13 protein-coding genes are annotated in these 14359 nt (G+C 63.9%); 9 read left to right on the top strand and 4 right to left on the bottom strand.

Going from position 1 to position 14359, the window contains the following annotated elements; genetic code table 11:
• The first annotated feature begins 17 nt into the window (after positions 1-17).
• The 4 genes from BCY88_RS30985 to BCY88_RS30970 all read left to right on the top strand — a co-directional run bounded on the left by BCY88_RS30985 (position 18) and on the right by BCY88_RS30970 (position 4657).
• A complete protein-coding gene (locus BCY88_RS30985; protein WP_120347966.1) occupies positions 18-758 on the top strand; it encodes a 2Fe-2S iron-sulfur cluster-binding protein in 741 nt (246 codons plus the stop codon).
• 13 nt (positions 759-771) lie between these two features.
• Positions 772-1773: an FAD binding domain-containing protein gene (locus BCY88_RS30980; RefSeq protein WP_120347965.1), complete on the top strand. Its 1002-nt coding sequence runs from the start codon at positions 772-774 to the stop codon at positions 1771-1773.
• Entirely contained in the window at positions 1770-3992 is a 2223-nt protein-coding gene (locus BCY88_RS30975; RefSeq protein ID WP_120347964.1) for a xanthine dehydrogenase family protein molybdopterin-binding subunit, read from the top strand. The genes BCY88_RS30980 and BCY88_RS30975 overlap by 4 nt, the downstream gene beginning before the upstream one ends.
• A 77-nt stretch (positions 3993-4069) precedes the next feature.
• The gene (locus BCY88_RS30970; RefSeq protein WP_120347963.1) at positions 4070-4657 is read left to right on the top strand and encodes a nucleotidyltransferase family protein; all 588 of its coding nucleotides are present in this window, start codon (positions 4070-4072) and stop codon (positions 4655-4657) included.
• Positions 4658-4730: 73 nt separating this feature from the next.
• Here BCY88_RS30970 and BCY88_RS30965 read toward each other — a convergent pair whose 3' ends face one another.
• Positions 4731-5651 (bottom strand): LysR family transcriptional regulator, encoded by a 921-nt coding sequence (locus BCY88_RS30965; RefSeq protein WP_120347962.1) that lies wholly within the window; start codon positions 5649-5651, stop codon positions 4731-4733.
• Between the two features lie 184 nt (positions 5652-5835).
• On the opposite strand from BCY88_RS30965, the gene BCY88_RS30960 reads away from it, so the two are divergent.
• The 4 genes from BCY88_RS30960 to BCY88_RS39980 all read left to right on the top strand — a co-directional run bounded on the left by BCY88_RS30960 (position 5836) and on the right by BCY88_RS39980 (position 9517).
• Entirely contained in the window at positions 5836-6540 is a 705-nt protein-coding gene (locus BCY88_RS30960; RefSeq protein ID WP_120347961.1) for an SDR family NAD(P)-dependent oxidoreductase, read from the top strand.
• A 221-nt stretch (positions 6541-6761) separates the two neighbouring features.
• The gene (locus BCY88_RS30955; RefSeq protein ID WP_120347960.1) at positions 6762-8237 is read left to right on the top strand and encodes a UdgX family uracil-DNA binding protein; all 1476 of its coding nucleotides are present in this window, start codon (positions 6762-6764) and stop codon (positions 8235-8237) included.
• A 237-nt stretch (positions 8238-8474) separates the two neighbouring features.
• Positions 8475-9179 carry a PIG-L deacetylase family protein gene (locus BCY88_RS30950; RefSeq protein WP_120347959.1) on the top strand — a complete coding sequence of 235 codons (705 nt, stop codon included), beginning with the start codon at positions 8475-8477 and terminating at the stop codon, positions 9177-9179.
• Positions 9180-9364: 185 nt separating this feature from the next.
• Positions 9365-9517, top strand: coding sequence for a hypothetical protein (locus BCY88_RS39980; RefSeq protein WP_165614491.1), 153 nt, complete (start codon positions 9365-9367; stop codon positions 9515-9517).
• A 93-nt stretch (positions 9518-9610) separates the two neighbouring features.
• Here the strand turns inward: BCY88_RS39980 and BCY88_RS30945 are convergent, their stop codons facing one another.
• From BCY88_RS30945 to aepX, 3 genes are read right to left on the bottom strand one after another with little or no spacing between them, the layout of a single operon-like run.
• Positions 9611-10678 carry a 2-aminoethylphosphonate aminotransferase gene (locus tag BCY88_RS30945; protein WP_120347958.1) on the bottom strand — a complete coding sequence of 356 codons (1068 nt, stop codon included), beginning with the start codon at positions 10676-10678 and terminating at the stop codon, positions 9611-9613.
• 11 nt (positions 10679-10689) lie between these two features.
• Positions 10690-11856, bottom strand: coding sequence for a phosphonopyruvate decarboxylase (gene aepY, locus BCY88_RS30940; RefSeq protein ID WP_120347957.1), 1167 nt, complete (start codon positions 11854-11856; stop codon positions 10690-10692).
• Positions 11853-13574, bottom strand: a complete 1722-nt coding sequence (gene aepX, locus BCY88_RS30935) for a phosphoenolpyruvate mutase (RefSeq protein WP_120347956.1) — start codon at positions 13572-13574, stop codon at positions 11853-11855. The genes aepY and aepX overlap by 4 nt, the downstream gene beginning before the upstream one ends.
• A 585-nt stretch (positions 13575-14159) precedes the next feature.
• Between aepX and BCY88_RS30930 the strand changes: the two genes are divergently transcribed.
• A partial coding sequence (locus BCY88_RS30930) for a helix-turn-helix domain-containing protein (protein ID WP_183081495.1) occupies positions 14160-14359 on the top strand: 200 nt, incomplete at its 3' end.

Raw genomic sequence — 14359 nt, 5'->3', positions numbered from 1 at the left:
GGAGCCAGCAGACCGTCATGTCCACAAAGAACGAACCTCAGGATTCGGGCGACGCAGCCGCCACCACGCCACCCCAACCTTCGCGCCGCCGCTTTCTGCAATCGGCTGCCGCGGCCGCCACTGTCGGCGTAGCGCCGCATCTGCGCGCGCAAACTCAGACCCCAGCCGCGCCTCCCGCGGAGGTGCGTGCACCGGTGCCGCCCCGCCCGGTCACGCTGACCGTCAACGGCCGTGCTTACACGCTGCAACTCGAACCGCGCGTGACCTTGCTCGATGCGCTGCGCGAGTACGCAGGCCTCATGGGTACGAAAAAGGGCTGCGACCGCGGGCAATGCGGCGCATGCACGGTGATCGCCGACGGGCGTCGCATCAATTCGTGCCTGACGCTCGCCGTGATGCATGAAGGAGAAAACATCACGACGGTCGAAGGACTCGCCAGCAACGGCGTGCTGAGCCCGTTGCAACGGGCCTTCATCGAACACGATGCCTTCCAGTGCGGCTACTGTACGCCCGGGCAGTTGTGTTCCGCGACTGCCCTGCTGAACGAATTCCGTAACGGCACGGCCAGTGCCGTGAGCACTGATGTGCGCACCCGCCCGCCCCAACTTTCCGACGACGAAATCCGCGAACGCATGAGCGGCAACATTTGCCGCTGCGGCGCGTACGCCAATATCGTCGCGGCGGTGCGTGCCGTGCATGAGGGCGGCGCGCAGAACAGCGCCGGCAGCGACAGCGGCCATCACGACAGCAACGCCTGACGGAGCGACCAGCATGGATGCGATCTCTTACGAACGCGCCGGCGACGTCGCCGGCGCCGTGCGCGCGGCGCAGCAGCCAGGGACGGTATTCATCGGCGGCGGCACCAATCTGCTCGATCTAATGAAGGGCGGCGTGGCGCGGCCGCTGCGGCTCATCGATATCACGCATATCGGCGGGCTCGATACGGTCACTACGCTGCCGGATGGCGGCATCCGCCTCGGCGCGCTGGTGCGCAATAGCGATGCGGCCAATCACGCGCTGGTGCGCGAACAATATCCGTTGCTGTCGCAAGCATTTCTGGCGGGCGCCTCGTCGCAACTGCGCAATATGGCGACCGTGGGCGGCAATCTGATGCAGCGCACCCGTTGCGCCTACTTTTACGACACCGCCTTCACGCAGTGCAATAAGCGCCTGCCAGGCAGCGGTTGCGCGGCGCTCGAAGGCCACAATCGCACGCAGGCGATTCTCGGTGCGAGTCCGCAATGCATCGCCGTGAACCCGTCGGATATGAGCGTGGCGCTCGCCGCGCTCGACGCCGTCGTGCGTGTCACCGGCCCCGCCGGCGAGCGGACGATTGCGTTTGCGGACTTTCACCGGCTTCCCGGCGAGCGGCCCGATGTCGATACGACATTGCAGCCTGGCGAGCTGATTACCGCCGTCGATTTGCCAGCGCCGCTCTTCAGCGCGAACTCGCACTATCTGAAAGTGCGTGACCGGGCCAGTTACGCATTCGCGCTGGTCTCGGTGGGCGCCGCGTTGCAGATGGACGGCGACCACGTGCGAACCGCACGCATCGCGTTAGGCGGCGTCGCGCACAAACCGTGGCGCGCGAGCGCCGCCGAGCAGATGCTCAACGGCCAGCCGCTCACGCAGGCGAGATTGCATGACGCCGCGGCTGCCGCGTTACGCGATGCGAGACCGCAGCGCGACAATGCGTTCAAGGTGCAGCTCGCGCAACGCGCGATCGTGCGTGCAGTGAATCTGGCCGCGGGCCGCAGCGGAGGTGTCGCATGAATCTGATCGGTCAACCGCTCGACCGCATCGACGGTCTGCTGAAAGTCACCGGCGAAGCACGCTACGCCGCCGAGTTCCCCGAAGCGCGGCTCGCGCATGCGGTGCTGGTCACCAGCACGATTGCCAGCGGCACGATTGCGTCGATCGACGCGAGCCGCGCGCAAGCGTTGCCCGGTGTGCTGCTGGTGATGACGTATCAGAACGCACCACGCCTGCCGAATGGCGGCAAGCCCGCGCTAGCGCCGCCGGCAGGCAGGCGACTGTCGTTGCTGCAGGACAACCAGGTTCACTACAACAACGAACCGGTCGCGGTGGTGGTCGCCGATACGCTCGAACATGCCACCGACGCCGCGCGTCAACTGCGCATCACGTATCAGAGCAGCGCCGCGGTACTCGATTTCGCGCAAGCAAAGCCGAACGGACATGCGCCCGACAAACCGCAAGGCCGCACCACCGACACGCAACGCGGCAGCTTCGAGGACGGGTTGCGCAGCGGCGCGGTTCACATCGAGGCTGTCTACACGACGCCGATCGAGCATCACAACCCGATGGAACCGCACGCCACGATGGCGCGCTGGGACGGCCCGCAACTCACGCTCTACGATTCGACGCAAGGCGTGAGCAATGCGGCGCAGGCCGTCGCCAAAACCTTCGGCATGCCGGCGGACGATGTGCGCGTGATTTCGCCGTTTATCGGCGGTGGCTTCGGTGGCAAGGGATCGTCGTGGTCGCACGTATCGTTGTGCGCGATGGCGGCGAAACAGACCGGGCGTCCGGTGCGTCTCGTGCTCGAGCGCCCGCAGATGTTCGGGTCGGTCGGCGCGCGGCCGCGTACCGAGCAGCATTTCACGCTTGCCGCGCGGCACGATGGCACGCTGACGGCGATGCGCCACGACAGTACCTCGAACACCTCGATGTTCGAGGACTGGACCGAGACCTGCTGCATGGTCACGCGCATGCTGTACGCGGTGCCCAACCAGATCACGACCCACCGGATCGTGCCGATGAATCTCGGCACGCCGACCTTCATGCGCGCGCCCGGCGAGACGACCGGTTCGTTCGCGCTCGAATCGGCGATGGACGAACTCGCGGTGGCGTTGAAGATGGACCCGCTTGCACTGCGCCTGAAGAATTACGCCGAAGCCGATCCGCAGGAAAACAAGCCGTGGTCCGGCAAGTCCTTGCGCGAGTGCTATCAGATCGGTGCCGAAAAATTCGGCTGGTCGCGGCGCACCGGCGCACCGCGTTCGATGCGCGACGGCAACACGCTGATCGGCATGGGCATGGCCACCGCCACCTATCCGGCCAATCGCAGCCAGGCCGCGGCGATCGCGCGGATTCTGCCGGACGGCAGCGCCATGGTCGCCTCCGGCACCCAGGACCTGGGCACCGGCACCTACACGGTGATGACCCAGGTGGCCGCCGACGCTCTCGGTTTCGCGCCGGAGAACATCCACTTCGCGCTCGGCGATTCGTCTCTGCCGAAAGCGCCGGGGTCGGGCGGTTCGCAATCGGCGGCGAGCGTTTCGCCCGCGGTACGCGAGGCCGCCAACGAGGCACGCAGCCAGTTGATCGCCCTGGCGCTCGCCGACGAGGCCTCGCCGGTGCACGGCATCGCGCTCGACGACATCACGGTGGAAAACGGCTGGGTCGTGAGCCGCTCGCAGCCGGCGAAACGCGATCCGGCGGCGGCGATCATCGCGCGCTCGGGCGGCAAACCGATCGAAGCCACCGCCACGGTCAAACCCGGCGATGAGAGACAGAAGTACTCGCTACATTCGTTTGGCGCCGTGTTCGCCGAAGTCCATGTCGATGCGGAGCTCGGCACGATTCGCGTGGCGCGCGTGGTCGGCGTGTACGACGTGGGGCGCGTGCTGAACCAGAAAACCGCGCGCAGCCAGATGCTGGGCGGCATCGTATGGGGCGTGGGCGCGGCCCTCCAGGAAGACACCTTGCTCGATACGCGCTATGGGCGCTTCACCAACGCGAATCTCGCCGAGTACCACGTGCCGGTGAATGCCGACATCGGTTCGCTCGACATCACGTTCATCGACCGGCCCGACCCGTACGTCAATTCGCTCGGCGTGCGCGGCATCGGCGAGATCGGCATTACCGGCGTACCGGCGGCCATCGCGAACGCCGTGTATCACGCGACCGGCGTGCGCGTGCGCGATCTGCCGGTGACACTCGACAAGGTGATGGGGACGATGCGCGCATAGCGGCCCATACATTGGCGCTTGCCTGCCGATGCGTTGCATCGCACAATCGGGCACATCCTTTCTATCGGTGCCCGTCCATGGCCTACGCCTCGCTCGCTACTGGCGTGTTGCTCGCCGCCGGCTTCGGCTCCCGCTTCGACCCGGACGGCCTGCACAATAAACTCCTCGCGCAGATGCCCGACGGCACGCCCGTCGCGCACGAAGCCGCGCACCGGCTGCTGCGGGTCGTCGCGCGCGTGCTGGCCGTGGTGCGGCCGGGTTCGGATGCGCTCGCGCGCCTCCTGAACGACGCCGGCTGCGACGTGGTGTTCGCGCCGGGCGCCAAACGCGGCATGGGCGCAAGCCTTGCCGCCGGCATCGAAGCCAGCGACGACGCCGAGGGCTGGATCGTCGCGCTCGCCGATATGCCGCGCATCGCCACCCCGACGATCGAAGCGGTGGCACGCGCGCTCGACGGCGGCGCTTCGATCGTCGCGCCGTTCTATCAGGGACAACGTGGCCACCCGGTCGGCTTCGGCATCGAGCATCGGGACGCCCTGATGGCGCTCGACGGCGACACCGGCGCACGCGCGCTGTTGACCTCTCAGCAGGTGATGCGGCTGGATTTCGACGATCCCGGGATTCTGCGGGACGTCGATACGCCGGAAGATCTGCGCAACGTTTAGCTCGAACGCGACAGCGCCACGGACAAACCGGCCGCGAATTGAATGAATGGTCACGACCGAACGTCCAGGCTAGTCACAATCCTGCTGACACCTGCTGACGGCACATTCTGAGAACGAGCTGCCGAAGCCAGCGATGAACCGGGTCGTTCTCCGAACGGGGATGCCACATCTGGGAAACCGTAAAACCCTCAGTCGCCACAGGAAGTTCAAACGCGTAGACGCCGGCGGCCGCACCGGGCTGAGTGTTCACAAAAGATTCCGGCAGGAGCGCGACAAGATCTGACGCCCGCGCCACTGCCAGCGCGGCCGGAAAACTTGGCACAACGGCTACGGTCGTTCGCTCCAGACCCAGCAGGGCAATCGCAGCGTCAAGCGCGTCGATGACCTGGCGGCCGTGCGGAGCGACAACGTGGCCAAACGCTGCGTATTGCCCGATCGTCACGCTCTGTTTCAGGTCGAGGGGATGCCCCTTTCTGACCACACCGAGAAAGCGGTCGCGAAACAATGCCTGGACGCGTATTTCAGGCCCCATGTCCTCCAGAACGCCAATCTCCAGATCGGCGGAGCCATTGCGCAGATATTCCGCGCTCTTTTCCTGCTTGGACGAAAAGTGCAAACGCACAAACGGCGCCAGTGCAGTCACTTCAGCAATCAAGGGTGCGCCGAAGGCTTCGACGAACGCCTCATTCACACGAATCGTGAGGGTTCTGCGCAAGGTTGAAAAATCGGGTGCCGCAGGCGACGGCCGCAGCAAGGAACGCGCCTCCTGAACGATATTCTGTGTTCGCTCACGAATCTCCTCGGCATACGGCGTCAGCACCATCTGGCGGCCGGCCCGCACCAGCAATGGATCGCCGGTCGCGGCACGCAGGCGGGTCAGCGTGCGGCTCATTGCCGACGCACTCAAATGCAACGACCGGGCAGCGCGCGTCACGTTTTTCTCGGCAAGCAACGCAGCGAGCGCGAAAAGGAGATTCAGGTCCGGTTCAGACATTTTTTATCGTAGTCGGCAGAGGTGAGGCAGAGATGAGATGAGGCGTCTGATGCAGATATTAGTTGCATTCAGCGCGGCTTCCGCCATTCCGTGCGTATCGCTATATTGGCCTGACCGATTTACTCAAGAAGATCGCGCGCCTTGGATTCAGGTTCGAGTGCGGCTTCGCTTACCGGGAATATCCATGCAAAACGTACGCTCACAGAAAACCGTTCTCCTTGTCGGCGCCTCCCGCGGCCTTGGATTCGCGATGGTCGAAGAGTACTTGAAGCGCGGCTACCAGGTCATCGCTACCGGGCGAACAGGCTCGACCGGCAAGCTTCGGCAGCTCGCGCAAACCTTCACTGGCGCGCTCGAAGTAGAAACCGTCGATATCACGATTCCGGAGCAGATCGCGGCTCTACGCGCCCGCCTCACGGATCGGCGTATCGATGTGCTCTTTGTGAACGCCGGCGTCAAGAACGACGATGGCGAAACGCTCCCGGACGTCTCGACCGAGGAATTTGTGCGGGTGATGGTAACGAACTCGCTGAGTCCGATGAGAGTCATCGATGCGTTTCAAGACCTTGTCCCGCCGGCTGGAACGATCGGAGTCATGTCTTCGGGGCAAGGCAGTATCACGAACGCCACCAATGCGAACTACGAAGTCTACCGGGGCAGCAAGGCCGCACTGAACATGTTCATGCGTACCTTCGCGGCGCGCAGCGCCGAGTATCCGCGCAGCCTTCTGCTGATGGCGCCTGGCTGGGTCCAGACGGATATGGGTGGTCCCACGGCGCGCCTGACCATTGAAGAAAGCATTCCGAACCTGGTCAATACGATCGAGGCTTATGAAGGGCGCGCCGGACTGCATTACCTTGACTATCTCGGACGGGTCGTTCCCTGGTGACGGGCCATTTAACGGAAATGGCTGTCTGATTGCTGGCCTGTCTCTGGTCCCTCTTTTTGCCCCCCTGTCTCTGCCCCAGCTGCAATGGCACGCGCCGGTTGCGTAGGCCCGATCCGGCTGACTTGATCCAGGCCGGCGTTCTAGCGCATACTGTATATCCATACAGTATTTTTGCCGCATAGATACACGCATCACGATGCGCGCATCCACGGCGCGTCAGCATGAAACGCATTCCAATCGAACCGTCTTTCGCCGTATGGCGGCGCGCCGCGCGGGCGCTGCTGCGGCAAAGTGTCGAGCCATCGCAGGTCGAGTGGTTTGAGTCCGCAGGTGAAGCCGGAGCGCAAGGCGCGCTAACCACTGAGTCCGCCTTCGCCATTCCGGGCAGCTCCGGCACAGAAATCGCCGGCCCTGCCGCAGTCCCCGCCACGCCCGCGATTCCCCGCGAACTGCTCGCCTGGCTGAAAACGGCGGCGTGCTTCCGCGCGCCGGACCGCTGGGCGCTGCTGTACCGCGTCCTGTGGCGCTGGACGCGCGGCGAGCGCAACGTCCTCGATCTCGACGACCCCGACGGCGCGCTGCTGGATCAACGCATCCGCAGCATCGAGCGCGAAACCGAGGATCTGCTGATACTCACCTTGTTCAGACGGCGCGATCCGTCGATGGAACCGCCCGAATTCGTCGGCTGGTACGAACCGAATCACGACTTGCTGGAGCACGTCGCCGGGCGGTTCGCCGAGCGCATGGGCGATTCCACGTGGATGCTGGCCACGCCGCACGGCGCGGTATTCTGGAACGGCATGCTGCTGCGCATCGACCGGCCGCTCATGACGGAATGCGAGCAAGCCGCGCCAGCCCTAGCGGCCAACGCCATGACCGGCGAAGCCATCACCAGCGCGCCCACGGAAGCGCTCTGGCTCGCGTACTACAGCAGCGCCTTCAATGCGCAGCCGTCGCCGGTGCCGCTGCGCTACTGGAAAATGCCGCCCGCAGGCCCACCGCTGCCCGCACGCCTCGCGCGCGAGCGCAGCCGTCTCGGCGCGCAAAGCGCGGCTGTCACCGTGCCGTCCATGCCACCGGTCGAGTATTCGGCCGTAACGCCCCCCTTGCGGGAACCCACTGGCCCGCTCGCCACCTGCCGGCGCTGCGCGTTGTGGCGCAACGCGAAACAGGCGGTTGCGGGCGTCGGGCCCGCGCCTGCCGCGATCATGGTGATCGGCGAACAACCGGGCGAGGACGAGAACCAGCACGGCGAGCCCTTCACCGGCCCGGCCGGCCAACTGCTGGACACCGTGCTGGCGCACGCCGGACTGAAACGCGAGGCGCTGTATCTGACGTACGCCGTCAAGCATTACAAATGGGAAACGCTCGACCAGCAGCGCATCCATCGCACACCCGTGTGGCGCGAACTCGAGGCTTGCCAGTACTGGCTGGAAAAAGAACTCGCGCGGGTCGCGCCGCGCGTCGTCGTCGCACTCGGCGCGACGGCATTGCAAACGCTGACCGGCGCGCACGTCAACCTGTCCGAATACCTCGGCCAAACCATCGCCCACGAGGGGCGTCTGATCGTGCCGACCTGGCATCCGTCGTATGCATTAGGAATGGCCGACGCCACCTTGCGCGGCGACATCGTGGCGACCATCGCGGCGGCGTTCAGCCGCGCAGCGGCGCTGGCGGACGGCAGCGCGCCCGCTTAAGGTGAGCAGATTCGGGACAGGCCGGAGACACAAGGGTGAGCTTCTACGGGAAACCGCGCTGGAAGCCACGGCAGAATCGGCCCGGCCAGGCACGCGGTTTGCAGCGATCACGACGGTTACACACGCCGCGCCAATTCCGCCTAAGCTGATGTGACGCCGCCGATCCGGCAAGTTTGTCTTGCGCAATATCAAAGCTTCGAATGCGGCCCCGCACGTCTGGCAATCTCCACACATTCCATGAGCGAAACCAACCCGCGCCTTTTCATCGTCTCGCCCCATTTCGACGACGCCGTCTTCAGTTGCGGCGCATTACTCGCCGCCCATCCCGACGCCGCCGTCTGCACGGTGTTCGCGGCACCACCCCAGCAGGAAATGCATACCGAATGGGATGAAAAGTCCGGCTTCACGAGTGCCCATCAGGCCATCCACGCCCGCACACGCGAAGACAACCTTGCGCTCGAGGTGCTCGACGCGATTCCGCTACGCATGCCGTTTTGCGACGGCCAATACATGGACTCGCCGTCGATCGCCCGATTGGCGGCGGCGCTCGAAGAGACGATCTATCGCACCACCGCGAATACGCTGCTCATGCCGCTCGGCCTGAGTCACGAGGATCACGTGCTCGTATTCGAAGCCTGTTGCGAAATCCTGCCGCGCCTGTCGCACCTCACATGGTTCGCCTATGAGGACGCGATTCACCGCCGCACACCGGGTGTCGTGCAGGCACGCCTTGCCGACCTCGCGCAACGCGGCATCGTCGCCACACCCGCCTATCCGAACGCGAGCCACACGATCGATTTGCCGCGCCGCATCCAGCTCAAACGCGAAGCGGTCAACGCTTACGAAAGCCAGCTGCGCGCTTTCGGCGCGGGCAACTACGACGACGTGTTCGCCGCCGAACGCTACTGGCAATTGAGCGCGGGCCGCCGCAGGAAAAAGTAGCGGGCGCGGCGTGCTGGATCGCCTACGCTAGAAGGAAACGGCCGGCGTTTGCGCGCATTCGGACGGGCATAGCGCCCGTGCGCCTCGAGCCATTTTTCAGGCCCGCTTGCCGGTTCGGTGCTTTTCTGGCCCGCTTATCCGCCCTCTTCCTGACACAAAGAGCTTAGACACAAAGAGGTAATGCAATGAGCTACGACATGCATACCAGCCCGATTCCCGATCCGAACGCCGATCCGAATCGTGACCCGGAAGCCGATCCGCTCGTGCCGCCGTCGCCGGGTCATCACACCGAGGAGCCGCAGCGGCCCGATGGACCGCCGGACAAGGATCCGGTGTGACGACAGCGATGGTTTATCGCGAGGTTTGTTACCGCACGCGTGGGTAAAAGCCGCGGGTAAAGGCGTGAGTAAGCGAGTAAGTGAGCGCGCGCCTTAACGCGTCAGTTCGGAAAAGCCTTGCAGGAGACGGTCGATGTCGGCGGCGTGAATGTTGCCCATCGTCGAGATACGGAACAGCTCGGCCGACAGGCCGCCCTGGCCCGCATAGATGACGAAACCACGTGCCTTCAGCGCGTCGTGCAGTTGCGGATACGACACGCCGTTCGGCAAGCGATACGCGCGCAGCACCACCGACGACTGCTCCGGCGGCAACACACTGCCGATACCCCGCTCAGCCAGGCCCGCGCGCGCCTGCTCCGCGAGTGCCGCGTAACGCGCGTGACGCGCACGCCAGCCGCCTTCGTCGGCGAGTTCGCGCAGCGCTTCGACCAGCGCGTAGTACGCATGGACCGACGGCGTAAACGGCGTGTTGCGCTGATCCTGCAAGCGCGCGAGGCGCCCAAGGTCGAGGTAATACGTGCGGCTCGCCGCCTGCTCCAGCGCCGCGCGCCGCACCAGCACGAACGACGCGCCCGGCACGCCATGCAGACATTTGTTCGCGGTCGCCGCCACGGCATCGAGACTGGCGTCGGCAAAATCGATCGCTTCCGCGCCGAAGCTGCTCACGCCATCCACCAGCAAACGCAAACCGCGTTCGCGGCACAGCGCGCCGAGCGCCTGCAGATCGTTCAAACGGCCCGTGGTTGTTTCGTGATGAATCACCGCGACGTGCGTGAACGCTTTGTCAGCGTCGAGGCGTTCGGCGATCTTCGCGAGATCCGGCGCCTGCATCCAGTCGTGCTTCAGCGACTCATGCGCGATGCCATACTGCGTGGCGATCTGCGAAATACGCTCGCCGTACACGCCGTTTTCCACGACCAGCAGCTTGCCGTTTTGCGGCACCAGTGCGGCGGTCATGCTTTCGACAGCAGCCGTGCCGGAACCGGTCATCAAGACCGCTTGCCATTCGCTTGCGTCGAGACCGTACAGCTCGACCAGACGTGTGCGCGCCTCTTCCTGCAAGTCGAAAAACTCGCTTTCACGGTGGCACAGATCGGTTTGCAACAGGCTATTGCGGACGCGTTCGGTGAGCGTCACCGGGCCGGGATTGAGCAGCAGCATGAGCGGACTCCTTAAGCGGCGCCGATGTGGCGCATCAGGCGCGTCTTCACATCGGGCGGGGTGATAGTGGGACGCGGCAGGCCATCGGGCGTGCCGCGGCGAATCGCCAGTCGCGCAAAGCGCGGGCCATGGGGTGACGGCGCTGTTTCGAACAGCGTGTCGATCACATCGACGTCATCGCTTTCAACCGCGGATGCGTAACCGCACGCCGCGGCGACGCCCGCGAACGACACCTGCGAGGACACCGTTGCCTGGCCACCGGTCGAGTCGTGTGCGCCGTTATCGAGCAGCACGTGCGTGAGGTTCGACGGGCCGTACGCGCCGAGCGTCGCGAATGCGCCCATGCGCATCAGCGCGGCGCCGTCGCCGTCGAGCGCGACCACGTGCAGATCCGGACGTGCGAGTGCCAGACCCAAGGCGAACGGCGTCACGCAACCCATCGAACCGACCATGTACAACTGGTTCGGACGGTCGTCGATGGCATAGAGTTCGCGCCCGCAAAAACCGGTCGACGCGAGCACCACCGTCGAGTCGAGCGGCGTGTGCGCGATGACTTTCTGCAGCGCGTCGTGACGCGAAGCCAGTTCATTCGCCGCGACGTTTCTGAACTGTGAACGCGGCGCGGCCGGCACGCGGCGAGCGCCGGCGGCGCCCTCTTTCAACTCGTACGGCGCCACGCTGCCCTTTTGCATGACGAGCGCATACGGACGGCCGGTTTCATCCATGTGGGCAATGGCGCGATCCAGCGCCGGGCCGATCGCATCGGCCTCGGTCGGGAAGGTCTCCCACGGAATCTCCATCGTATCGAGCATCGCGGGCGTGACGGGCCCCATCAGCGCGTGCTGCGGTTCGTCCGCGACGCCGGGTTGGCCGCGCCACGTCACGATCAGCAATTGCGGCAGACGGAAGGTCCACGTGAGCGAGGTCAACGGGCTCACCGCGTTGCCGAGGCCGGAGTTCTGCATCATGGTGATGCCGCGCCGGCCGTTCTGCGCACCAAGCGTGACGCCGGCGATCAACGCAACCGCATCACCTTCATTGGCTGCCGAGACGTAATGCAGCGATTCATCCTGCAACACGTAGTTGATGAACGGCGTCAGATACGAGCACGGCACGCCTGCGTACCAGTCGAAGCCACGCTCGCGCGCCGCCTCGACAAACTGTGCCGCTTCGATCATTGCGCGGCTCCGCTGGCTTCGTTCGTCTTGCCGCCGGCCGTTGCCGCGAACGGCGCTTGCGCGTGCGCGAAATCGCCGGCGCGACGGAAGTCTTCGAGGTCGTTCACACCGCGCCAGTGACCGTGCACGTATTGCACTTCGATCGCTTCACCTGCTTCGATCAGCGCATTGAGCAGCGCGGGCATATCCAGCGAATCGAAATCCGGGCGCGCCTGCAGTTTGCCGAGCACCGTTTGCAGACGCTCACGACCCTCGCCGCGTACATTCAGGAGACCGACCCAGCGGCCGTGCGGTGTTTGCGAAGCGATGGCGGAGGTTGCGTCCTGCCCACTCGACACGTGGCGCAATGTGACCTTGCTGCCGAACAGACCGCGGTCGTCGCCCGCCGAGCACCATGCGAAGTCGCGCACGCTGGCGTTTTCCGCATCGGTCAGCGACGAATCGACCACCACGCTGAACGCGGCTTCGCTCTCGACCAGATCGCGCAGGATGTAGCTACGGAACAGCAGATCGCCGTACGAGATGACCGTGTCGCCCGCGAGTTTGTCGGCTGCGCAGGCGAGCGACGCCAGTTCGCCGGTTTGCGCGTGACGTTCATTGACGACCAGCTTGATACCGGCCGTATCGATCGCATCGGCGCGATAACCGCCGACCACGGTGATGTCATTGACGCTCTGCTTCTTGAATGCATCGACGAGCCAGCGCAGGAGCGGCTTGCCCGCGATCGGCAGCATGACTTTCGGACGATCTTCGGTGACGGCTTCGAGCCCTTTGCCGCGGCTTGCCGCGAGCACGACGGCAGAACCGGCCGCGCGGCCGCTCGACAGATAACGGTCTTCCGCTTCCGAGTATTCGTCAGCGTCTTGCAGGCGAAAGATTTCGTTGACGGCAGCGATGCTGTCTTCGACGTTGACGAGCGTTTCGCTCGAGTGAATTTCCTTGGCGACCGCCTGCATGGCCGAGGTCGCGGCGCGGATCAGATGATTCGCCCAGATGACCGTGCTGATGCCGGCTTCGCGGAACACTTCGGTGGGCGTGCTGTAGTACTTGGTCGGCACGATGACGAGCGGACCGCGGCCGGCCCATTCGCGCGCGAACTCGAGGATTTCGTCGGGACGCGAGAGCTTGCTGTGAATCAGGATCGCATCGGCACCGGCTTGCCGATAGGCTTCCGCGCGACGCAGCGCTTCGTCCATGCCCCAGCCGGCGATCAGTGCTTCGACGCGCGCGACGATCGAGAAGTTTTCATCCGACTGCGAGTCTTTACCGGCTTTGATCTTGCCGCAGAACTCGTCCATATCGGCGAGCGGCTGGGCTTCGCCGTTGATGAAGCTATTCGTTTTCGGGAATTGCTTGTCTTCGATACAGACGCCGGCAATGCCGCGTTGTTCGAGTTTGCGCACGAGGCGGCGCACATTGTTGAAATTACCGTAGCCGGTATCGCCATCGAGAAGGATGGGCAGATCGCTGGCATCGGCCATGAATTCGAGGTTATCGACGACTTGCGTCCAGCTCGCTTCGTTATTGTCGCGCACGCCGAATTGGGCGGAAATCGCGAGGCCCGAACCCCAGATCGCCTTGAAACCGGCTTCGCGGACGATACGGGCGGAGAGACCGTTGTGGGCCTCCATCATGAATTCGAGTTCGTTGCTGACGAGCATCTGGCGCAGGCGTGCGCTACGGGAAACCGGGATAAATGCGGGTTCGCGGGCGTTCATTTTTTTAACTCCTGGTGGCGGGCTTATTGGTGCTCTTTTTTGCCCGGCTGGCGACTGGAAAATGGCGACTATAGCTGAAATCGTTTTTATTGGTAGTGCGGGTTGGGTTTGGTTTTTTTGATGTTGTTGTTAAGTGTGGAAATGTGCTGTTTTTTTGCATTTCATGCTGATGGCTTTTGAGTTGGATTTTTTTGGCGTTGTGTGGAGGAATGTGATTGGGCCCTGCGGGGCTTGGGGTTTGAAGGTTTTTTTTGTTTTCTTCCTATTTTTGTTTTTTTGGTTTTATTGGGGTTTTGGATTTTTTTGGCTTATTTGTTTTCTGCATTAATTGCGTTAGTGGTTTATTAGTTTTGCCGCCTGCGTCGGGCGGTGTTTGCTTCTTTGGCCTCTCCTTGCCCTGGTTTTTTGGCCTTTCCTTGAATTGATATTGGTTTATTAGTGTTGCCCCTGTGCGGGGCGGCACTTACTTTCTTTGCCGCCGTGTATAGACCGGAGACATAGCTGACAGGTGTGCGGGGACATGGTTGACACTTCCGGGTATTAAAACGCCCGGTCCCGACCATGCCCTGGAACGCAAGAGACACCATGAGCCTCCGACAGGAATTTGTTCATCTGGCCAGTCAGGACACGCTGACGATGACCGAACTGTGCCAGCGCTTTAACATCAGCCGGCAGACCGGCTACAAGTGGCTCAGGCGCGGCGAGAACGCGCTATCCGATCAATCGCGGCGCCCTGCCAGCAGTCCCTCGAAGACCCCCGCTGCCATGGAGCAGGAAGTGGTGCG

Source organism: Paraburkholderia fungorum (assembly GCF_003610895.1).
GTDB lineage: Bacteria > Pseudomonadota > Gammaproteobacteria > Burkholderiales > Burkholderiaceae > Paraburkholderia > Paraburkholderia fungorum_B.
This window is presented reverse-complemented; position numbering and strand designations above follow the sequence as displayed.